This window comes from Micromonospora echinaurantiaca, assembly GCF_900090235.1.
GTDB lineage: Bacteria > Actinomycetota > Actinomycetes > Mycobacteriales > Micromonosporaceae > Micromonospora > Micromonospora echinaurantiaca.
The window spans coordinates 6,792,489-6,813,474 of the sequence record NZ_LT607750.1; the positions used below are offsets into that span (position 1 = coordinate 6,792,489).

Annotated in this window: 17 protein-coding genes and 1 pseudogene; 8 read left to right on the forward strand and 10 right to left on the reverse strand. The window is 71.9% G+C overall.

The features are described 5' to 3' along the window. Positions 1-82: 82 nt before the first annotated feature. From GA0070609_RS30875 to acs, 3 genes are all read right to left on the reverse strand, one after another. Positions 83-2,386, reverse strand: a complete 2,304-nt coding sequence (locus tag GA0070609_RS30875; RefSeq protein WP_172899436.1) for an immune inhibitor A domain-containing protein — start codon at positions 2,384-2,386, stop codon at positions 83-85. A gap of 404 nt (positions 2,387-2,790) precedes the next feature. Further along, positions 2,791-5,583 carry an immune inhibitor A domain-containing protein gene (locus GA0070609_RS30880; protein WP_088997050.1) on the reverse strand — a complete coding sequence of 931 codons (2,793 nt, stop codon included), beginning with the start codon at positions 5,581-5,583 and terminating at the stop codon, positions 2,791-2,793. 266 nt (positions 5,584-5,849) lie between these two features. Continuing rightward, the gene (gene acs, locus GA0070609_RS30885; RefSeq protein ID WP_088998067.1) at positions 5,850-7,871 is read right to left on the reverse strand and encodes an acetate--CoA ligase; all 2,022 of its coding nucleotides are present in this window, start codon (positions 7,869-7,871) and stop codon (positions 5,850-5,852) included. Between the two features lie 246 nt (positions 7,872-8,117). On the opposite strand from acs, the gene GA0070609_RS30890 reads away from it, so the two are divergent. Beyond that, the gene (locus GA0070609_RS30890; RefSeq protein WP_088997051.1) at positions 8,118-8,864 is read left to right on the forward strand and encodes a Fic family protein; all 747 of its coding nucleotides are present in this window, start codon (positions 8,118-8,120) and stop codon (positions 8,862-8,864) included. An 85-nt stretch (positions 8,865-8,949) separates the two neighbouring features. Here the strand turns inward: GA0070609_RS30890 and GA0070609_RS30895 are convergent, their stop codons facing one another. From GA0070609_RS30895 to GA0070609_RS30930, 7 genes and pseudogenes are all read right to left on the reverse strand, one after another. After that, complete coding sequence (locus tag GA0070609_RS30895) at positions 8,950-9,753, reverse strand: HAD family hydrolase (RefSeq protein WP_088997052.1); 804 nt, start codon at positions 9,751-9,753, stop codon at positions 8,950-8,952. A 406-nt stretch (positions 9,754-10,159) separates the two neighbouring features. Further along, positions 10,160-10,657, reverse strand: a complete 498-nt coding sequence (locus tag GA0070609_RS34680; protein WP_231928466.1) for a tyrosine-type recombinase/integrase — start codon at positions 10,655-10,657, stop codon at positions 10,160-10,162. Between the two features lie 98 nt (positions 10,658-10,755). Continuing rightward, positions 10,756-11,424: a DUF6875 domain-containing protein gene (locus GA0070609_RS30905; protein WP_088997053.1), complete on the reverse strand. Its 669-nt coding sequence runs from the start codon at positions 11,422-11,424 to the stop codon at positions 10,756-10,758. Between the two features lie 4 nt (positions 11,425-11,428). Then, positions 11,429-12,322, reverse strand: coding sequence for a DUF6328 family protein (locus GA0070609_RS35100; RefSeq protein ID WP_331716945.1), 894 nt, complete (start codon positions 12,320-12,322; stop codon positions 11,429-11,431). Between the two features lie 16 nt (positions 12,323-12,338). Next, positions 12,339-12,386: pseudogene (locus tag GA0070609_RS35105) on the reverse strand (hypothetical protein); the annotation flags it as partial. Positions 12,387-12,847: 461 nt separating this feature from the next. Continuing rightward, entirely contained in the window at positions 12,848-13,798 is a 951-nt protein-coding gene (locus GA0070609_RS30925; RefSeq protein ID WP_197700200.1) for an NADP-dependent oxidoreductase, read from the reverse strand. A 334-nt stretch (positions 13,799-14,132) separates the two neighbouring features. Then, positions 14,133-14,483 carry a winged helix-turn-helix transcriptional regulator gene (locus tag GA0070609_RS30930; RefSeq protein WP_088997056.1) on the reverse strand — a complete coding sequence of 117 codons (351 nt, stop codon included), beginning with the start codon at positions 14,481-14,483 and terminating at the stop codon, positions 14,133-14,135. A gap of 90 nt (positions 14,484-14,573) precedes the next feature. On the opposite strand from GA0070609_RS30930, the gene GA0070609_RS30935 reads away from it, so the two are divergent. The 7 genes from GA0070609_RS30935 (at position 14,574) to GA0070609_RS30965 (ending at position 20,790) form a co-directional block, all read left to right on the forward strand. Beyond that, positions 14,574-15,338: an MBL fold metallo-hydrolase gene (locus GA0070609_RS30935; protein WP_088997057.1), complete on the forward strand. Its 765-nt coding sequence runs from the start codon at positions 14,574-14,576 to the stop codon at positions 15,336-15,338. Positions 15,339-15,550: 212 nt separating this feature from the next. Further along, the gene (gene ssd / locus GA0070609_RS30940; protein ID WP_088998069.1) at positions 15,551-16,654 is read left to right on the forward strand and encodes a septum site-determining protein Ssd; all 1,104 of its coding nucleotides are present in this window, start codon (positions 15,551-15,553) and stop codon (positions 16,652-16,654) included. Next, entirely contained in the window at positions 16,651-17,862 is a 1,212-nt protein-coding gene (locus tag GA0070609_RS30945) for a TadA family conjugal transfer-associated ATPase (protein ID WP_088997058.1), read from the forward strand. The genes ssd and GA0070609_RS30945 overlap by 4 nt, the downstream gene beginning before the upstream one ends. Positions 17,863-18,338: 476 nt before the next feature. Further along, the gene (locus tag GA0070609_RS35110; RefSeq protein ID WP_331716893.1) at positions 18,339-19,451 is read left to right on the forward strand and encodes a type II secretion system F family protein; all 1,113 of its coding nucleotides are present in this window, start codon (positions 18,339-18,341) and stop codon (positions 19,449-19,451) included. Next, entirely contained in the window at positions 19,451-20,233 is a 783-nt protein-coding gene (locus tag GA0070609_RS30955; RefSeq protein ID WP_088997059.1) for a type II secretion system F family protein, read from the forward strand. The genes GA0070609_RS35110 and GA0070609_RS30955 overlap by 1 nt, the downstream gene beginning before the upstream one ends. Before the next feature lie 24 nt (positions 20,234-20,257). Further along, entirely contained in the window at positions 20,258-20,425 is a 168-nt protein-coding gene (locus GA0070609_RS30960; RefSeq protein ID WP_088997060.1) for a DUF4244 domain-containing protein, read from the forward strand. Further along, the gene (locus tag GA0070609_RS30965; protein WP_088997061.1) at positions 20,422-20,790 is read left to right on the forward strand and encodes a TadE family type IV pilus minor pilin; all 369 of its coding nucleotides are present in this window, start codon (positions 20,422-20,424) and stop codon (positions 20,788-20,790) included. The genes GA0070609_RS30960 and GA0070609_RS30965 overlap by 4 nt, the downstream gene beginning before the upstream one ends. Positions 20,791-20,986: the final 196 nt, after the last annotated feature.

The following is a 20,986-nucleotide window of genomic DNA, read 5'->3' on the forward strand; positions in this document are numbered from 1 at the left end:
CGCCTTTCGATCAATTTGTTGGCGTACGCAAAAAGTGGGGCCGGTGGCGTCGCCGCCACCGGCCCCACGGGTGTCGCTGTCGTCAGTTGCTGACCTTGACCACCATGTCGTCGGTCGGGTTGGTGCCCTGCTGGACGATCTCGATGCGGGTGCCACTGCCGGCCACCTTCACCGAGTTCCACGGGTTGCTGCCGCTCCAGTACTTGTTCGGCCCGTTGTCGCTGAACACCGGGTTCGGGTCCATCGCCGGAACGGTGACCGGCACGCCGTTGACGTGGAACGTCTGGGCCGGCTTGCCGAACTTGCTGAAGGTGGCGTCGTAACCGTTGCGCCTGTTGCTGATCGTGCCCTGGCCGACCTTGATCTGGCCCGGCCGCACGTCCACCGGGAGGTTCAGGCCGTAGCCCGGGTGCTCCGAGGTGTTGTTGTCGCCGTACGCGTAGTTGACGTACCAGACCAGCATGCCCGGGTGGTTGGCGAACCGCTCGACGAAGTTCGGCCGGGTGTTGCCGAAGCCGAAGTTGTAGCCGCCGGTGCGCAGGGTGTCGTCGTACCCGTAGTAGCTGCGGTTCTCCGCGATGTAGAACCGCGGGTACGAGTCGGTGACCGAGCCGGTCATCCGGGTGAAGCCCTTCGCGGTCCACTCCGCGGCCAGCGTCTCGGCGTCGTCGGTCCAGACGGTGGCGCCGTTGGCGACCAGCGAGACGTTGTCCAGGAACGCGCCGGCGAGGTGCACGCCGCCGTCGGTCTGGTAGCGGTAGCGGAACAGCACGCTCTGCCCGGCGTACGCGGACAGGTCGTAGCCGAGGTCCACCCAGGTGCCGCCGGTCGAGCCGTCGACCCCGGTCTCACCGGCGTCGATCGACGAGTTGCTCAGCGGGGTCCAGCTGGACCCGCCGTTGGTGGACACCTCGGCGTAGAGGTAGTCGTAGTCCTCTTCGATGTCGTACCAGGCCTTCGCGGTGATCGACGCGGAGGTCGCACCGGTCAGGTCCAGCTGACGGGTCAGCGTGGTGTTCAGGTCGTCGGCGCTGCCGCCCCACCACTCGTACGACCCGCCGAACGGCGTGTTGTAGCTCGTGGTCTGGGTCTGCGCGGGCAGGTTGACCACGACCGCCTGGGCCTTCGGCCCGTCGCTGTCACCGGCCGGCCCGAGCGTGACCTGGGTGGTGCCGCTGTTCTCCTCGACCACCGAGTAGTTCAGCCAGCCGAGGTAGAGCTTCGACCACGGGTCCATGTAGCCCGGGGTCGACCCGATGTCGTCGGTGCCGTGGCTCAGCCACGAACCCGAGGCCATCAGGCTCCAGAAGCCCACGCCGTTGTCGCCACCGGCGGTGTCGTAGAGGTCCGGCAGACCGAGGTCGTGGCCGTACTCGTGGGCGAAGACGCCCAGCCCGCCGTTCTCCGGCTCCGTGGTGTAGTCCCGGATCCAGATGCCGGTGTCGCCGATCTGCACGCCGCCGGCCTTGTTCTCGCCCGGACCGGCGCTGCCGGCGAGGTTCGGGAACGCGGCCCAGCGGTGCGACCAGATGGCGTCCTCGCCCTGGGCGCCGCCGCCGGCCTCCTCGCCCTCACCGGCGTGCACCGCCTGGAAGTGGTCGATGTAGCCGTCGGGCTCGTTGAAGTCGCCGTCGCCGTCGAAGTCGTACCGGTCCCAGATGTCGAACTGGGTCAGGTACTGCTTGATCTCCGCGCTGGTCTTGCCGGCGGCGACCTGGGACTCGTACCAGGCGGTGGCGCTGTCCTTGACGAAGTTCCAGTAGCCGTCCGCCTCGGAGATGGCGTTGCTGCCGTACCGGGCCTCGTTGTAGGGGACCTGCACCCAGTCGGTGACGTCACCGCTGACCGTGTAGCGGCCACCGGACTGCTTCAGGTAGAAGTCCCGCATCGACTCACCCGGACCGTAGAACATGTCCAGGTAGTGGGCCCGGTCGAAGTTCGGCCGCCACAGCGTGCTGTTGTCGTCCGTGGCATTGCCGTCCCAGTTCCGGTCCGGCTCGGCGATCTGGTTGGCCACCGGGCCGGCAGCTCCACCGGTCCGGGGGTCGATCTGGTCGCCGAAGTTGACCAGCATCGTGAAGATCGGGTCGGTCTTCGGCGCCTGCTGGTACTCGACGAACAGGTCGTCCTTGACCTGGATGACCTTGGAACCGTTGCGCGTCTGCAGCTTGGCCTTGCCGGAGAGCAGGTCGGCGATGGCCTGCTTCCGGACCTCCCGGTGCTGATCCGCCATCGGATCGGGGAGGTTGTCCTTGCCGTGCTTCGCCTTGTCGGAACCGGGGGTCGGGCCCGCGGCCGGAGCGCCGGAGGCCGGCGTCGACACGACTCCCGCCGCCAGCAGCGCGGCCGTGGCGGTGGCCAGGCCGGCTGTGACTCGTCTCCTCAAAGGTCCTCCTCCTTTGTGGATCTGTTACATGACGGACGCGGCCAAGGCCGTGACTGTCATGTGATGCGTCACTCACCCTTACAGAGGAGTAGCCCGTTGTCACGGGTCAATTGGCGCCTGAGGCGACGATCGCGGGGTGACATGTCAGGAAAAATACGGGCCAAAGCGCGCGCCACGACAACCGACGTTCACGTTACGGTTTGGCCACGATCACCCAGCGTGAAGGTGGTTATGAGGTCCCATGAGGAGAGCGCCGCCAACTGGGAAAGTGTCACAGCCGGCGGTGCCGGAACGGCCGGACCGGGGGAGAACGGCCAGGCCATCGGCCCGAACGAGCGGAGGCCCGCCCGGAGCATGCGCTCCGGACGGGCCTCCTGGTGCCCCGTCGGCCGGGACCGTTCGGGTCAGCTCCCCGCCGGCGTGACGTACACGATGGCGTACGAGTTGTCCTTCGCGGCCTTCTTGATGACGATCGAGACGCCGTAGTTCACGCCCAGGTCACCGGGGTTGCCGGTGCCCAGGACGATGGCACCGCCGCCCAGGGTCTGGCCGTAGTACTCCGGCGCCGGCGTGCCGTCCGGGTGGGTCACCCGGGTGGTGTACTGCGTGCTGTCCCGCGACGGCAGCACCACCGAGGCGTCGCTGTCCCGGGCGTACGCCGCACCGTCGCGGATCTCGATGCCCGGGTACCAGCCCTTGGCGTCGGTGAAGCCCTTCACCGGCGGCTGCGACCCGAACGTCGTGCAGTACTCGCTGTACGGCTCGTCCGCCGCCTCCAGGCACTCCTTGAAGGGGTACGTCGGCTTCAGCGAGAACGCCGCGTTCGCCGACTGCGGACGGCTGGGCAGGTTGTCCAGCACCGACGGGTCCTTGACCGCCGCCTCGCCCGTCCGCCGGAACGGGTCGAAGTGCGAGTCGACGATCAGCAGGCCGCCCTTGGCGCCGTAGCTGGGCAGCGCGGTCAACTGCGCGGTGACGTGGTTGACGTCGCCCAGCGCGGTGTCCCGGTACCAGACCAGCATGCCCGGCGCGTTGTACGAGACCCGGTCGACCTTCCACGCGTCGCGCGAGTAGACCGTGTCGTAGGTGTACTTCAGGCCCTTGTCGAAGCCGTCGAAGTTGCGCCACTCGGCCAGGTAGTAGTGCGCCTGCACCGAGGTGCCGCTGTCGATCCGCCAACCCGGGCCGCTGGTGTCCACGAAGGTGCCGCCGGTCGCGGTCCAGCCGTTGGTGCCGCTCTCGACGTCGTCGCTCCAGGTGGTGGCGCCACCGCCGGTGACCGAGAAGTCGTCGGCGAACCAGCCCCGCTCCACGAACGCCTCGTCGGTGGCGTAGCGCAGCCGCAGCTGGATGTTCTGCCCGGCGTACGCCGACAGGTCGACGTAGTCGTGCCGCCAGCCGTGGGTGTCACCGGTCAGGCCGTACTTCTTGTTGCCGAAGTCGACCATCCGGCCGTTCGGGTCGGCGTAGCCGTCGTCGGTGGTGACCAGCTTGCCGGTCGAGTCGTAGACCTTCTGCTCGGCCCAGGTGGTGCCGCCGTCGGTCGAGATCTCGACGAAGCCGTAGTCCCAGTCGGCCTCGATGACGAAGTTGTTCCACATCCAGAACTTCGCGTCGGCCGCCGCCGGCACCGCCACCTGACGGGCGATCTTGACGTCCGCCCAGTCCTGGTCAGCGCCGGTGTACCACATGTTCGCGCCGCTGTGCGGCGTGGCCAGGGTGATCACCTTGTCCGGCAGGTCGATCTTGATGCCGTCCTGGGTGCCGACCGGGGTGCGCGAGGTCTGCCCGAGCTTGACGGCGCGCGGGTCCGCCCCGGGGGCCAGGGTGAGCGGATCCGCCCAGCCGAGCACCCACTTGTCCCACAGACCCATGTGCGTCGGCAGCGCCTGGAAGACCTCGCCGGAGTGCGAACCCGAGGCCATCAGGTCCCAGAAGTCCACGTCCGAGTCGGCGTTGCCGGAGGTGTCGTAGAGGTCCGGCAGGCCCAGGTCGTGGCCGTACTCGTGGGCGAAGACGCCGACCCCGGCGTCCTCCGGCTGCACGATGTAGTTCGACACCTGCAGGCTGGTGCCGGGGATGGTGTAGCCGCCCGCGATCGAGGAGGAGTGCGCCCAGACCGCGTAGATGCCCTCGGCGCCGCCGCCGCGCGACTTGCCCTGGCCGGCGTGCACCAGCACCAGGTGGTCGATCACGCCGTCCGGCTCGAAGACGTTGCCGTCGCCGTCCCGGTCACCCTGGTCCTCGATGTCGTAGTCGGCCCACGGGAAGTCCGGGTCCATCGCGGCCAGCGCGTCGATCGCGTCGGTGGCCAGCCGGCCCGCGCCCTGCGGGTTGTCCGGGTGGCCGTTCATCGCCTGCTGGCGCCCGGCGACCCAGTTGCCGTTCTCGTCCTGGAAGCAGCGCGACGCCGCGTACCAGCCCTCCGAGTGCGGCACGGTGATCCACGGGCTGGCCTGCCCGTCCACCGTGTACGCACCCTTGGACATCTCCAGGTACATGTTGTGCATGGTGCGGCCACGCAGGTCGATGCCGGGCTTGCCGTCCGGACCCTTCAGGTCCTTGCGGACCCGCTCGGTGATGCCGGTCTTGGTGTAGAGCATCTTGTCGAAGTGCGCGGGCGAGAAGTCCGGCACCCAGAACGAGTTGTTGTCCTTGTGCGGCAGGGTCGCCGGGTTCGGGATGTTGTTGTGCTTCGGGCCGTTCTGCACGGTGCCCGGAACGCAGGTCCGGTCCTCGAACACGGTCCGCGGGACCATGACGTCGGTGAAGTCGTCGTTGGCCTGGTCGTTGAACTCCACCAGCAGGGTCAGCAGCTTCGCCGTCTGGGTGCTCGGCGCCTGCTTGATCTTGCGGGGGCTCTTCCCGGACTTGATCGACTTGGCCTCCAGCCGGGCCAGCTCTTTGGCCGCGACCGGGTTGCCCCGGGCGTACTTGCGGTCGAACGCCCGTGCCTCGTCGGCTGCCGAGGTGTAGATGCCTTCCTTGCCCTTGACCTCGCGGCCGGCGGTGTCCGGCTGCACCTCCGGCTCGGCATAGTTGATGTAGAACTCGTCGGCTCCGATCACCGCCTTCGGCGCGGTGGACGTCTCGGCTGCCGCGCTACCCGTCACGGTCAGTGACGTGGCCGCGAGGGCGATGGCGGGCAGCGCGACGAGTAGGCGCCGACGCGGCCCGGCTTGCGATCTTCTGTTCATGCCGCTCCATTTCTCGGGCATGGGAGGAGGAAGTCGGCCGGCCTCACTGACAGTGATGCCTATCGAAACCGTCCGACGTGCGTGAACCTAAATCAGAACGGTTCCGAACGACAGGGGGCGACCGTCGCCTGTGTCCGTTCAGCTTCTCCGCACTCCACCGACCGACCGATGTGACGCTGGTGGGACGGTCCGGTTCGTACCCGTAAGAAATGACCGAGGGTGGCGGTCCGTCCGGACCGCCACCCTCGATGGGCGTACGCCTGTCGTCAGTCCTCGTCGGACTTGCCGCCGCTCATGCCGGAGGCGATCAGCTCCATCACCGAGGAGTCCTGGAGCGTGGTGACGTCGCCCAGCGACCGGTGCTCGGCGACGTCCCGGAGCAGCCGCCGCATGATCTTGCCGGAGCGGGTCTTCGGCAGTTCGGGCACCAGCATGATCTGTCGCGGCTTGGCGATCGGGCCGAGCGTCTTCGCCACGTGGTTGCGCAGGTCGGCGATGAGCTGCTCGCCGGCGTCGCCGGCGGTGTCGGTGCTGCCGCGCGGGATGGCGAACGCGACGATCGCCTGCCCGGTGGTCGGGTCGGTCGCGCCGACCACCGCCGCCTCGGCCACCGACGGGTGCGAGACCAGCGCCGACTCCACCTCGGTGGTGGAGATGTTGTGGCCGGACACCAGCATCACGTCGTCGACCCGGCCGAGCAGCCAGATGTGCCCGTCGTCGTCCTTCTTCGCCCCGTCCCCGGCGAAGTACACCCACCCGCGGGAGCCTTCGGCCCCCGCCTCCCGCCCAGACTCGACGCCTCCGGCGCCTGCGCCGAAGCGCGACCAGTAGGTCTCGATGAACCGGTCGTCGTCGCCCCAGATGGTGCGCAGCATGGACGGCCACGGTTCGCGCAGCACCAGGTACCCGCCGCCACCGTTGGGCACCGACTGGCCCTGGTCGTCCACCACGTCGGCGACGATGCCCGGCAGCGGGGTCATCGCGCTGCCCGGCTTCGCGGCGGTCACCCCGGGCAGCGGGGAGATCATGATGGCGCCGGTCTCGGTCTGCCACCAGGTGTCCACGACGGGCAGCTCGCCCCGGCCGACGTGCTGCCGGTACCAGATCCACGCCTCCGGGTTGATCGGCTCGCCGACGCTGCCGAGCAGCCGCAGCGACGACAGGTCGTAGCCGGCGGGGATGTCCTCGCCCCACTTCATCATCGTGCGGATCAGCGTCGGCGCGGTGTAGAGGATGGTGACCTTGTACTTGTCGACGATCTCCCAGAACCGGCCCTTGTGCGGGGTGTCCGGGGTGCCCTCGTACATCACCTGGGTGGCGCCGTTGGAGAGCGGGCCGTAGACGATGTAGGAGTGGCCGGTCACCCAGCCGATGTCGGCGGTGCACCAGTAGACGTCGGTTTCCGGCTTCAGGTCGAACACCGCGTGCGTGGTGTACGACGTCTGGGTCAGGTAGCCACCGGTGGTGTGCAGGATGCCCTTCGGGCGGGCCGTGGTGCCGCTGGTGTAGAGGATGAACAGCGGGTGCTCGGCGTCGAACGGCTGGGCGGTGTGCTCCGGCGAGGCCGTCTCCACCGTCTCGTGCCACCAGTGGTCCTTCTCGGACCAGGCCACGTCCTCACCGGTGCGGCGGACCACCAGCACGTGCTCCACCGACGGGCACTTGGCCACCGCCTCGTCCACGGTGGGCTTCAGCGCCGACGGCTTGCCCCGCCGGAAGCCGCCGTCGGCGGTGATGACCACCTTGGCGGTGGCGTCCTGGATCCGGTTGGTCAGCGCGTCGGCCGAGAAGCCGCCGAAGACCACGCTGTGCGTGGCGCCGATCCGGGCGCAGGCCAGCATCGCGACCGCGGCCTCCGGGACCATCGGCAGGTAGATCGCCACCCGGTCGCCGGCCGTGACGCCGAGGTCGGTCAGCGCGTTCGCCGCCTGGCAGGTGAGCCGGTGCAGCTCGGCGTACGTGATGGTCCGGGTGTCGCCCGGCTCGCCCTCCCAGTGGATGGCGACCTTGTCGCCCAGGCCCGCCTCGACGTGCCGGTCCAGACAGTTGTACGCCACGTTGAGCTGGCCGCCGACGAACCACTTCGCGAACGGCGGGTTCGACCAGTCCAGCACCTGGTCCCACTGCTTCGCCCAGGTCAGCCGCCCGGCCTGGCGCTCCCAGAACGCCAGCCGGTCGGCCTCCGCCTCGGCGTACGCGTCCGCCTTGACGTTGGCGTCGGCGGCGAGTTCGGCCGGCGGCGGGAACTGGCGCGTCTCGTTCAACAGATTGGCCAATGCCTCGCTCATGCCGTGCTCCCTCGTCGCTCGGGTGACCTGCGTCTCGTTGGAGGAGAGGTTAGTCGGCGCCGTGGGGCGGCGGCGACCGGTCATCGGCCGGATCGCGCCGAGCGGCCCGCGACGCGCGCCGGACGGCGCGGTGCCGGCCCCGCCGCTGCGGGTGCCGGTTCGATCGAGGCCGGGTCGGCGGTGGCCGGGATCGCGTTCGGGTCGGGTGCGGCCCGCGACGCGCGGCCGGGTCGCTAGCGTGACGGGGTGACCACCGACCCGCTCGCCCCGCTGCTGGAGCTCGCCGACATCGCCCCCGCCGTCGAGCGGGCCCGCGAGCGCTTCGACCAGGCGCTGCGGCACCGCGCGCTGCGCCGGCACGGCGGCCAGGTCGCGGCCGAGGTCAGCCTCCGCTCCGCGGTGGCCAGCGCGGCCCTCGAGGGGTACGCCCACGACCGGGAGGCCGTCCGGGCCGGCACGGTCACCGAGCCGGTGCTGCAGGGGGCGCTGCGGGTGGCCGGGGCGCTGCCCGGGCTGAGCGAGCTGTGGCCGAAGGCGCCCCGACAGGCGCTGGCCAAGCTGCACGTCCTCGCCGCCCGGGACGTGGTCGCCGAGGCCGAGCTGGGCCGCCCGGTGGCCGACCCGGTGGTGGCCACCCGGCTGGACGGGCTGGCCGGGCTGGCCGCCGGTGGCACCAAGGTCTCCCCGCTGGTGCTGGCCGCCGTCGTACACGGTGAGCTGCTGAACCTGCGCCCGTTCGCCGGACCGTCCGGGCTGGTCGCCCGGGGAGCCGCCCGGCTGGTGCTGCTCTCCAGCGGCCTCGACCCGCGTGGCCTCCTCGCCGTCGACGTGGGCCACCACGAGCGGGAACCCGAGTACGTCGGCTCGGCCGGCGCCTTCGCCACCGGCACCCCGGACGGCCTGCGCTCCTGGCTGCGGCACTACATGACGGCGGTCGAGGTCGGCGCGGACCAGCTCACCGCCATCGGCGACGAGATCCTCGCCGCCGCCTGAGCGAGCTGTCGCCGCTGGCTGACGGGGCCTGTCGCCGCCTGGGCGGCCTCCGCCGCCCTGTGCCGCCGTGCCGCGGGCGCCTCGATCAGGCGGCCGGTGCGGCGCGGGTGCGGCGGTGGCGGCCGTACCAGGCGATGCCGATGGCCACCCCGACGCCGACGCCGAGGGCCGCCGCGGCGACCGGCACGGCGGGGCGCTCGCGCAGCCGCCGGCCCAGCGGGATCGGGTGCCGGAACTCCAGCACCGGCCAGGAGTTCTCCGTCGCCAGCTTGCGCAGCTGCCGGTCCGGGTTGACCGCCGTCGGGTGGCCCACGCACTCCAGCAGCGGACGGTCGCTGTACGAGTCGGAGTAGGCGTACGAGTCGGCGAGGTCGTAGCCGCGCGCGGTGGCCAGCTCGCTGACCGCGTCGACCTTGCTCGGCCCAGCGGCGTAGAACTCCACCTCGCCGCTGTAGCGGCCGTCCACCACGCCCATCCGGGTGGCGATCACGTCGGTGACCCCGAGCAGCGCCCCGATCGGGCGGACCATCTCCTCACCGGAGGCGGAGACCAGCACGACGTCCCGGCCGGCCGCCTGGTGCTCCTCGATGAGGGCGGCGGCCTCGGCGTACACGTACGGGTTGATCAGCTCGTGCAGTGTCTCCGCGACGATCTGGCGGACCTGCTCCACCGGCCAGCCCTTGCAGAGCGTGGCGAGGTAGTCCCTGGTCCGAGCCATGGTCTGCTCGTCGGTGCCGCCCAGCCGGAACATCAGCTGCGCGTACGCCGACTTGACCACGTCACGCCGGGTGATCAGGCCGTCCCGGTAGAACGGCCGTCCGAACGCCAGGGCGCTCGACTTGGCGATGACGGTCTTGTCCAGATCGAAAAAAGCGGCACTTCGGCCCACGGCGCGAAAGTCTAGCCCGATGGTCTATGGTCGGCGGGTGCCCGGGGTTCCGAAGCCCCCTCAGACCCACGGGCCGGCCCCACCACCTCCGCGCATCGTGACGGCGGTCACACTCTGCGAACAGGATTTCGCAGGGAGTGGAGGCGACACCACTCGACGTGAGCAGGTCCGCTCAGGCAGACTTGTCGGCACGACGAGAACTCATATCTCGGACAACACCCAGACCCTCGGCGGTTGCACCCCCCGTGACCGCTGAGTGGGTTCGGCTCGACCCCCCGGAGCCGAACCTCACGACGACCCCCGTCTCCCCCCGACGGGGGTCGTCCCTTTCCGGGTGTTGCTGCGCTGCAGGTCACAGGCCGTCTCCACCGCCGATCAGGGGTAACGTCCGAGGGTATTTCCGTCGTCAAAGGCAGCAGGGGGCGGCAGAGCTGTCGACGGCGGCCAGGATGCGGGCGGCGTAGTCGTCCGGGCTGATTGTGTAACGATTGAGCGTCGTTGACGCCTGCGCGTGCCCCATGACCCGCTGCGCCAGGTAGATCGGAACGCCGTCGGTGACCAGCCAGGTGGTGCAGGCGTGTCTCAGATCGTGGAACCGCATCCCGCCGACGGCCTTGGTCGCCACGTAGGCGATCGCCCTCCCGCTCGGTGGTGAATTCGGCCGACCACTCGACACCGTCCCGGTCGGGCCAGACGGCGCGCTACCGGTGCGGGCCGGTCGTTGCAGCCAGAGCGCCAGTACTACAGCGGGCAGGGCGAGGAACATACCGATTACCTGGGCCGCCCAACCCCAGGGAGCGAGGACGGCGCCGTCGACCATCCCCGCACGCTCGATGAGCAGCGCCCCGCCACACGGGACGACCAGCAACCCCATCGCAACGGCACCCACCCACAGCAGAGCCATCGAACGACGGACAGCGGCCTATGGATTGCGCCAAAAGGCCCGATTCCGCCTCCTTGACCTACAGCACACTGCGGCTGGGCACCCAGCGCGCCGCCGCGTCACGGTTCGAGATGCTGCCAGTTGGTGCGGCGTAGTTCCTCGGCCAGAGCGGGGACCGCGGACTCGGGAAAACGGCGCGCCCACAGGCCGAGCCAGTCTTCGTCGTTTAGGTAGAGCTTCCAGTCGGTGATGTCGGCGTGCCGCAGCAGCACGAACGGCACGGGCGACCTGAACGGTCGGAGTGCCGAGCTGTGAACCGACGTCAGCTCGTTTCGTTCGTGGAATTCCCCTATCACCACACCGTCTTTGGCGTAAGAGGGTTTCAGCAACTGTGCCATCTGAGCGTCGCTCAGAATGTCGTTGGCACGGTCCGCCGACACGTCCGTGAAAACGACGACGATCGCTTTGAAGGCTATGTCATCACCTTGCACGGGTTCAGCGCGCAGGAGCCTTCCGCTGTGGTCGTTCACGAGCTGGACGACCTCCGCCACGCCGCGGTCGGCGATCCGCTCTGGAGCCAGCCAAAGCGTGTTGCGCTCCATCGCCCTGCCCACGAAGGGGCATACCGGACCGGGACGGCCGAGATCATTGTTGGGCATGGCAACGAAGGTCTTGATCCAGTCTGCGACGGCGCGCAACGCATTGAGATCGCTGTCCGCGAGACCCCTCGTCTTGCTGGGGTCCTCGAGATCTTGGACGACGAAAAGGCTCTTGGTCGGCGCTGCCATGGGATCAAATTACCGGCCGGCCTGGCGGTTTGCGGCTGGATCCAGGAATCAACGATGACGGGGGCGGGGGCAGCCACCGCGCGGCGGAAACCGTCGAAATCGCCTGGTCATCAGGACAGCCGTCTGATGATCGGTGGATGTGGGAGAACGTCGACATGCCGTGCGTTGGAGGTCCGGTCGACGGCCGGTCCTTACTCGTGACTTGTGCCCGTCGACGGGGACGGCGTCCCGCCCAACGTGATCGACCATAGCTGGCTGTGGGGGGAGTTGGGTGGCGAGTTACTCGATGCCGACGTGGCCGGCGCCTACGAGCCAGAGGCCGACGTCGGCACGGCGCGGCCGAGGCAGCAAGGACGCAGCGCGAGCCTCGATGCGGGTCGGTCCGGAACGTCAACCGACGAGGCCTGGCACCTGCTCGTCGACGCGGGCTGCCACCAGCTGAGCGGCAGGGCCAGGCGGACTGTGCGTATAAACGATTCGACGACGCCTGCTCGTGCCCCAGCGCCCGCCGCACCAGGGTGATGGGGACGTTGTCGATGGCCAGCCAGGCGGCGTAGGCGTGTCTCAATCGTGGAAGCGCCTCCCGCCACGCGCGGGTTCGGTCACTCGCCCGTCCCCAGTCGCGTCGGGTGAGCGGCAGGCCCACCCAGAGCAGCAGGAAGACCAGCGTGGTGATGGCGGACAGGAGCAGCGCGACGCCCCGCGAGAGCACGTAGTCGGTGATCAGCAGAACTGCGCTGGCCATGGCGATCAGCATGAAGCCCAGCGCGCCGCTGGACACCCGGTGCGCGTACCGGACCAGCTCGGACTTGCGGCCCCGGCGGAACAGTGCCGAGTGCAACGCGACCGGCGCGATGATCGGTCGCGGTCGCGGCGGCGGCGGACAACAGCGCAACAAGGTACGCGTCGCGCTGGAACGGGGTCGCGCGCGGGAACCCGGCGGTGAACGGCAGAGCGAGCAGGAAGGCCGCTGATCCTGCGCTGGCCGGCCGCCGTGGCCGGCGGCCAGGTCACCGACGAGCCGGTCCACACCCTGGATCTGACCGCGACGCTCATCGACGCGGGCGGGACGGCCCCGGACCAGCGGTACCCGCTGGACGGGGTGAACCTGTTGCCGTGGCTTGTCGACGGTGCCGGCTTCCCCGAGCACGATCTGTTCTGGCGCACCTCCAACCAGGGGGCGTTGCCCTGCGGCCGGTACAAGTACCTGTTCGACCGCCGGGACCGGTCCGTGCTGCTGGGCAACCGGCCGCGCCGCCCCGGTCCCTTCCACCTGCTGTACGACGTGACGGTCGACGGCCGGGAGCAGGCGGACATCGCCGACCACCACCCGCAACTACTGGACGACCTGCGGGCGACCTGGACGCGAATCGACGCCGAGTTGCTTCCGTTCCCGCCGGAACAGCGGCACCGACGGCAGTGCCTAGTCGGCGACGTGGATGACGATCTTGCCGCGGCGTTTGGCCGTCTCGAGTGCCTCGTAACCGGAGCGCGTCTCAGTGAGGGGCAGCACGCGGTCCAACACCGGCCTCAACCGGCCGCTGTCGACGAACTCGGCGATGGAACGCAACGCATTCTGGTCGGGCTCGACGATGAAGTACACCCCACGAACGCCATGCCGGTCTGCTTCCTGCTGGTCGGGAGGCGTGGCGAGGGTGACCAGCACACCGCCCGGTTTCAGGACCGACCAGGACCGCGACTGCGTCGCTCCTCCGACAAGATCAACGACCACGTCCACGTCGCTGACGTGATCCTCGAAGCGTTCCTGCGCGTAGTCGATGACCTGCTCGGCACCCAGACCCTTGACGAACTCCAGGTCGGCCGCCGCCGCCGTTGCGCTCACGCGCGCACCGAGACCGGCCGCGAGCTGCACCACGTAGATCCCTACGCCGCCAGCGCCGCCCTGCACCAGCACGTGCTGGCCGGCCTGCAGATCGGCGTGGTCCACCAGTGCCTGCCAGGCACTCAAGGCCGCGAGTGGGAGCGCCGCGGCGTGGTCGTGGTCAACGGTGGCGGGTTTGGCCGCCAGGACGGCAGCGGGCAGGGCGACGTACTCGGCGGCCGCGCCATCGCGGGTGAACGGGATCAAGCCGTAGACGGCCTCCCCCTCGGCGGGGCTCTCCACCCCCGCGCCGGACGCCGCGACGACTCCGGAGAACTCGTGCGACGGGATGATCGGGGTGCGCTCGGGTCCGGTCCCGTCCGAGCTGTGCGTCCACGTTTCCGGCCAGGTGAGCTCATGGGGTGTCATGGAAGCGGCCTTCACGGCCACCAACACCTCACCCGGCCCCGGCTCGGGCAGCGGCGCCTCCTCGTACACGAGTTGCTCCGGCCCGCCCCTGGTGTGGGCTCTTACGGCGTGCATCGTGCTCATCCGAAGGCTTCTCCTTCCCGACCACGTGTCGATCAGCCCGCCCGCCGCCCCTGGGGAGAACCGCGGTCTGACTCCCGCATTGTCTGGCGGTTCGGCAGCCGCCTGCCGGACTTCCGCGATCCTTGCCCCTTCGGCGCAGAAGGCTGGATCAGGGTCGCTCCCAGGCAGTAGCACGCGGCGGTGATCTGGCGGCGACCGCCGAAGCCAGGCATGGGCGGGTTCCATCCCCGATCGGGCAGCCGTCCGAGACCGTTCCGGTCGACGGCAGCAGAGCGGCGGCCGGGTTCCCGTAGCCGGCCGGGTCGACGGCATCCGGGATGGCGAGGGCAGCGATTCAACGACCGGGCTGGTCGGCGTCTTCGCCCCAGCTTTCCTGGTCGGCGAGTCCCCACCGCCACAGTTCCAGCAGCACGGGCCGCAGGGACTGTCCGCGCCGCGTCAGCGCGTAGCTGACGTGTTCGCCGGCGGTGGTCCTGTCGAGGATGTCGTAGTCCCGCAGGGTTCGCAGCCGTTCGGTGAGCGTCTTCGCGCTGATCGGACCGACTCCCGCACGGATCTGCGAGAACCGCCGTGGCCCGCCGAGCAGCTCTCGAATGATCATGGCGTTCCACTTGCCGCCGATGATGTCGAGTGTCCTCGACAACGGACACGCACCGGCGACGAGGTCCGGCGACATCCAGTGCATCCCGGCTCCTCCGGTTACTTGAAAGAAACCAACACCGCTGCGCGAGTATGCCGCCGGCCGACAGCGACCAAGGAGACAGGAGCCGGTGACATGGACAGCAGGGTGGTGTTGATCGGGGGACCGACGGTGCTGATCGAGGTGGGCGGGGTACGCCTGCTCACCGATCCGACGTTCGACCCGGCCGGATCCAGCTACCCGTTGGGACCGGTGAGGTTGGAGAAGGTGGCGGGCCCGGCACTCGCCGCGGAGGCGTTGGGTCACGTCGACGCGGTGCTGCTCAGCCATGATCAGCATCCGGACAACCTGGACGGCGCCGGCCGCGAATTCCTGCGAACGGTACCGATGGTGCTCACCACGCCGGCGGCGGCCGCCCGGCTGGGTGGTACGGCGGTCGGGCTGTCGTCGGGCGATCGGTGTGTGGTGCGGGGAGCCGGGGGGAGCGTCACGGTGACCGGCGTCTCCGCCCAGCACGGGCCGCCCCGGCTGTCGTCCGTGCTGGGCCCGGTGACGGGCTTCCTGGTCCAGCCGGCCGGCGCCCGTGAGTCGATCTACGTCTCGGGCGACACCGTGGCGGTGGACGACGTTCCAGCGGTCCCGGTCGGCCTGGCCGTCCTGCACGGCGGCGCGGCCCGACTGCCGGCGTTCGGCGAGGCGGGGCTGTCGTTCACCGCGGCGGACCTGGTTGCGGTGGCGGGGCGGCTCGGTGACTGCCCGGTGATGGTGGTTCATCAGGAAGGGTGGGACCACTTCGGCGAGGAGCCGGCCGCTGTCGCGGCGGCGTTCACGCGGGCAGGCATCGCCGATCGCCTCGTGCCGCTCACGCCTGGGGGGACGGCCGCCGTCCGGCTGAGCTGAGCCGGAAAGCGTTGGTCGTCCGGGCCGGGCGTGACCCGGTGACGCCGGCGGCGTCCGCGTCCGGCAACGGCTTCATAGCAGATCGACTGGTGCGGTGGGCGTTGTCCACAGGGCGTCCCGTCGTCCACAGGCGGCGGTGCGGGGGCGGTGAGCGGGGGTGGAACGGGAGCAGGGTCTGCGGACAGCAACCCCGCCGACCGTTGGAGGCCGCGATGCCACCCCGTACCTCCGTCTCAACGCAGCGGCGCCTGCCGCTGGTCGTCACCTCGGACGGTGAACTCCTCGACGACCTGCTCCGGCTCGCCGCCGCGGGCGACGTCGAGGTGGAACTCGCCGCCGACCCGGTCGCCGCCCGGACCCGCTGGCTCCCCGCGCCGCTGGTGCTGGTCGGCTGCGACCAGGCACAACCCTGCCTGCGGGCGCGGCTGCCGCAGCGGCCCCGGCTGGTCCTGGTGGGCCGGTCCGGCGAGCTCGACCCTGGTTGGCAGGTCGCCGAACTGATCGGCGCCGAGCACGTCGCCACCCTGCCCGCCGCCGAGCCGTGGCTGGTCGACCGGTTCGCCGAGTGCGGTCCCGATCGGGCCGGCAACGGCGAGGCGCGGGTCATCGCGGTGCTGGGCGGGCGCGGCGGGGCCGGCGCGAGCATCCTCGCCGGCGGGCTGGCGATCACCGCCGCCCGGGCCCGGCTGCGCACCCTGCTGGTGGACGCCGACCCGCTCGGCGGCGGGCTCGACCTGGTCCTCGGTTGGGAGCAGCTGGAGGGACTGCGCTGGCCGGCGCTCACCGACGCGGACGGCCGGGTCGACGCTCCGGTGCTGGTGCGGTCGTTGCCCAGCCGGGGCGACCTGGTGGTGCTCTCCTGGGACCGGGGGGATCTGCTGACCATTCCCGTGCCGGCGATGGCGGCCACCGTGGACGCCGCCCGGCGTGGCCGCGACTTCGTGGTCGTCGACCTTCCCCGCCACCTGGACGACGCGGCGGTGACCGCGCTCCAGTCGGCCGACCAGGTGTTCGTCGTGGTGCCCGCCGAACTGCGGGCCACCGCGGCCGCGGCCCGCGTGGTGTCCGCCGCCGCCGCGCACTGCACCGACCTGTCGGTGATCGTCCGGGGGCCGGCGCCGGGTCGACTCCGGGCGGCCGAGGTGGCCCGGGCACTCGGTCTGCCGCTGGCCGGCACGCTGCGCCCGGAGCCGGGACTCTGCCGAGGGCTCGAACGGGGCGAGGCGCCGGCGGCCAGCGGCCGTGGCCCGCTGGCCGCGCTCTGCCAGCGGATCGTCGCCGACGTGACCGGCGTGCCCGTGCCGGGTGCGGCATGACCGGGCCGGCCGACGGCGACAGCCTCGCCACCCGGGTCCGGCAGCGGATCGCGGCCACGGCCGCCCCGGTCACCCCGGCGGCGATCGTCTCCGCGGTCCGGGCCGAGCCGGGCGCCGCCGTCCTCGGCGACAACGCGGTGCTGCGGATGGCCGACCGGGTGCGCGACGACCTGGTCGGCGCAGGTCCGCTCGCACCGCTGCTGGCCGACCCGGAGGTGACCGACGTGCTGGTCAACGGCACCCGGGTCTGGGTCGACCGGGGGCAGGGCCTGCACCAGGTAGCGGTGCCGGTGGGCTCGGTCGACGACGTACGCCGGCTCGCCCAGCGGCTCACCGCCGGTGCCAGCCGCCGGCTGGACGACGGTTCCCCGTACGCGGACGCCCGGCTCGCCGACGGCACCCGGCTGCACGCCGTGCTGCCACCGGTGGCGACCGACGGGCCGTACCTGTCGTTGCGGACCTTCCGGCAGCGGCCGTTCACCCTCGACGAACTGGTGCGCCAGGGCACCGTGCCGCGGCCGGTGGCGCCGGTGCTCGCCGCCGTCGTCGAGGCCCGGCTGGCCTACCTGGTCACCGGGGGCACCGGGTCGGGGAAGACCACCCTGTTGAACACGCTGCTCGGGCTGGTGCCCGCGACTGAACGGATCGTGCTGGTGGAGGACGCCGCCGAGCTGCACCCGGTGCACCCGCACGTGGTGGGGCTCCAGGCTCGGACGGCCAACGTGGAGGGCTCCGGAGCGGTGGGGCTGACCGACCTGGTCCGGCAGGCGCTGCGGATGCGACCGGACCGGCTGGTGGTCGGTGAGTGCCGGGGCGCGGAGGTGGTGGACCTCCTCGCCGCCCTGAACACCGGCCATGACGGCGGCGCCGGAACGCTGCACGCCAACGCGCCGTCGGACGTACCGGCCCGGCTGGAAGCGCTCGGCCTGCTCGGCGGTCTGCCCCGCGCCGCGCTGCACGCTCAGGTGGCCGCCGCGCTCCAGGTGGTGCTCCAGGTCCGGCGCAGGTCCGGTCAGCGGGTGCTGGAGTCGATCTGCCTGCTGCTCCCCGAGGGCCCGGAACGGCTGGTCACCGTCGTTCCCGCCTGGGTACGCGGACGCGGGCTCGGCCTGGCCGCCCGACCGCTCGGGGCGCTGCTGCGAGAGCGCGGCGTCGCGCTGCCGCCGATCCTCTGCGAGCCCTGGCCCGGATCGGCGGGACCGGCATGAGCGCCGGCTACTGGCCGCTGGTGGCGCTGCTGGCCACGGGCTCCGTGCTGCTGGCCGGGCTGCTCCGACGTTCCCGGCTCGGCCGCCGTGTTCCGATCAGCCCGGATCGCCCGACAACGGCGAGGCCGGACGATCCGTTGCTGGACTGGGTGGCGGAGCTGCGTGGCCCGGCCGGCGGGGTCGATGACGATACTCCGGTGCGCCGTCAGCTGCCGGCGTTGCCTGCCCGGCATGTGGCGCGGCGAACGGCGCTGGCCCGCCCGGCCGGCGCGCTCGCGGCGCAGTCCAGGCCGGCCGCCGGGCCTCCGCCGGCGGCCGCGCGTCCGATCGGCTCACCACGTCCGCCCGGTCGCCGGGATCCCCGCCGGCCGGCCGGACCGGTCGAACCGCCGACCGCCACAGCGGTGGAACGGCGGCCGGAGGCATCCACCAATCCGTCCCGGCACCTCGGTGCCGGATGGCATCGCGTCGAAGCGGTGGTCGTCGCCGCGCCGAGGCGCGCGCTGCTCCTGGCCGCGCTGATCGGTGCCGGGTTGGGCGTGCTGCTCGGCGGTCCGGTGGCCGGGGTGGCCCTCGCCGGGTACGGGTGGTTGGGCGCCCGCGCCCTGGTCCGGCGGCAGGCGGCGCGCCAGGCGGACCGGCTCCGCCGCAAGCGCCTGGACCAGCTCTGCGGCCTCGCCGCCGACCTGCGCGCGGGGCTGCCGGTCCTGGTGGCCGCCGAGCGCCTGGGGCTGACCGCCACCGGTCAGACCTCTGACGCTCCGGTCTGGGCGAGCGCCGGCCCGGACCAGACGGGGACCGGCGCGGCAAGCCACCCGAGGAGCACCCGCGTGGCGGGCCGAGCGGCCGTGCGCGTCGGGAGGGCGGCGGGACGAGACCGTGCGGCCCCGCCCGCACCATGTCAGCCGGTGACGAACACCGGCCCGGGACGGGCACCGTTGCGCACCGGCGCGGGTGGCAGCTCTGCCTCGGCACTGGCGGGGGAGGTACTGCCCGTCGCGGATGCCGGCCCGCCTGCCAACGGTCCGGCCGGTTGGCCGGTGATCGACGGCGCCGAGCGGGTTTCGTTCCCACCGGTCCCGCACGCACCGGGCTGGTCGGCCGTGGGCTCGGAGCCGACGTCGACCGTCGACGCGGCGAGCGGCCCGGGCTCCTGCGAGCCCGTGGTCGAGCCAGCAGGGGCCGAGTCGCGGCGTGACGGGCCGGGCCGGCGGCGTCCCCGCGCCGGCGAGGAGCCGAGCGAGCCGGACCGTCTCCTGCGGCTGGCGCTCGCCGCCGTACGCCTCGCGGACCGGACCGGCGCGCCGTTGGCCGAGCTGGTGGAGCGGATCGAGGCCGACGCCCGCTCGACCGACCGTGGCCTGGCCGCGGCGGCGGCGCAGGCAGCCGGGGCGCGGGCGACCGCGTGGCTGCTGGCCGCGCTGCCCCTCGGCGGCGTCGGCCTCGGCTACGGCATCGGCGTGGATCCGGTCGCCGTACTGCTGCACACCCCGATCGGCGGCACCTGTGCCGTTGCCGCGATCGTGCTCCAGGTCGCCGGGCTGCTCTGGACCGAGCGGCTCGGCGGGACGCCGGGGCGGGCCGGCTGATGTCCCGGACGGTCCTGGCGGCCGGCTGCCTGGTCGCGGCGGCCCTGCTCGCCGCGACGGCCGGGGTGGGGCGTCGCCCACGGCACCGGCTGCGCGAACTGAACTCCCCGCCGCCCGGTCCGCGGCAGCCGGCCGCCGGCCTGCCCGCCGACACAACCGACGGAGAAGGTCAGCGCCGGGCGGGCCGGCGGCCGGATGCGGTCCGGCTCGCGGCGGGACTGGGCGGCGTGGCGGTCGCCGTGGTCGTCGGCGGCTGGCCGGGGCTGCTCGCGGCAGCGCCCACGGCGATCCTGCTCGACCGGGCGTTGCGCCGGATCGAGCCGCCCGCCGTCCGGAAGCGCCGGCTGCGGGAGGCCGCCGACCTGCCCCTCGCCGCCGATCTGCTGGCCGCCGCGATGCGGGCGGGCGCGCCGGTCGACCGTTCGGTGCTGGCGGTTGCCGAGGCGCTCGACGGTCCCCTCGCGCAGCGGCTGGGGCGGGTTGGTCGCACGCTGCTGCTCGGTGGTGGTCCCGAGGAGGCATGGTCGCAACTCGGGCCGGTGTCGGGCGCGGAGCGGCTGACCGCGGCGGCGTTGCGCTCCTCGCACAGCGGAGCCGCGCTGGCCGGGGCGCTGACCCGGCTCGCCGACGACCTGCGGGCCGACCGGGCCACCGCGGCGGAGGCGTCCGCCCGCCGGGCCGGGGTGCTCGTCGTACTGCCCCTGGGGCTCTGCTTCCTGCCGGCCTTCATTCTCGCCGGCCTGGTGCCGGTGATCGTCGCCGTCCTCGGCGACGTGCTCTGAGATCCCTAGAGAAAGGACCAGCACGTGCGCAAACTCTTCGCCCGCCTGCGCGGGGACGCCGGAATGAACACCGCCGAGTACGCCGTCGGCACGCTCGCCGCGGTCGCCTTCGCCGGCATCCTGTTGAAGGTGCTGACCTCGGGCAACGTGCAGTCGGCGCTGACCGCCGTCATCGACCGGGCGCTGAAGTGACCCGGCGCCGGCCGGCCGGCCACGACCGGGGGTCCTTCACCGCCGAACTGGCGGCCGGCCTGCCGGCGCTGGTCCTGCTCCTGCTCGCCGGGCTGACCGCTGTCAACGCGGTCAGCACGAAGGCGAGTTGCCTGGACGCGGCCCGGGAGGCGGCGCTGGCCGCCTCCCGGGGCGAGGACGGAACGGCCGCCGGGCGCCACTCCGCTCCGCCGGGTGCCGAGGTGTCGGTGGCGATCGACGGCGATCGGGTCCGCGCCACGGTCCGGGCCCCTGTCCGGGCCCTCGGCGCCCGGCTGCCCAGGATCACCGTGGTCGGCACGGCGGTCGCCGCCGTCGAACCGGGCGCGCCGGGTCCGCAGCCGTGATCGCCGCCGACAACCCTCGCCCACCGGCAAGTTCCGGCGCTCTGGCTGGGCGGCCTGATCGTGCGGGCGACGCAGCTGGCACCCGCCAGCCGGGATCAGCTCTGCTGGCGACCGGCGGGTGTGCACCCGGCAGTCGCCGGGTTCGGCTCCGGCGTCGACCCGCCGAACGGGTTCGACTCCGGCGTCGGCCTGCCGA

Bases quoted from the DNA above. Each gene is read 5' to 3' on its own strand.
- GA0070609_RS30880 (WP_088997050.1), bottom strand. From the start codon at position 5,583: ATGAACAGAAGATCGCAAGCCGGGCCGCGTCGGCGCCTACTCGTCGCG.
- acs (WP_088998067.1), bottom strand. From the start codon at position 7,871: ATGAGCGAGGCATTGGCCAATCTGTTGAACGAGACGCGCCAGTTCCCG.
- GA0070609_RS34680 (WP_231928466.1), bottom strand. From the start codon at position 10,657: ATGGCTCTGCTGTGGGTGGGTGCCGTTGCGATGGGGTTGCTGGTCGTC.
- GA0070609_RS30905 (WP_088997053.1), bottom strand. From the start codon at position 11,424: ATGGCAGCGCCGACCAAGAGCCTTTTCGTCGTCCAAGATCTCGAGGAC.
- GA0070609_RS30925 (WP_197700200.1), bottom strand. From the start codon at position 13,798: ATGAGCACGATGCACGCCGTAAGAGCCCACACCAGGGGCGGGCCGGAG.
- GA0070609_RS30930 (WP_088997056.1), bottom strand. From the start codon at position 14,483: ATGCACTGGATGTCGCCGGACCTCGTCGCCGGTGCGTGTCCGTTGTCG.
- GA0070609_RS30935 (WP_088997057.1), top strand. From the start codon at position 14,574: ATGGACAGCAGGGTGGTGTTGATCGGGGGACCGACGGTGCTGATCGAG.
- ssd (WP_088998069.1), top strand. From the start codon at position 15,551: ATGCCACCCCGTACCTCCGTCTCAACGCAGCGGCGCCTGCCGCTGGTC.
- GA0070609_RS30945 (WP_088997058.1), top strand. From the start codon at position 16,651: ATGACCGGGCCGGCCGACGGCGACAGCCTCGCCACCCGGGTCCGGCAG.
- GA0070609_RS30955 (WP_088997059.1), top strand. From the start codon at position 19,451: ATGTCCCGGACGGTCCTGGCGGCCGGCTGCCTGGTCGCGGCGGCCCTG.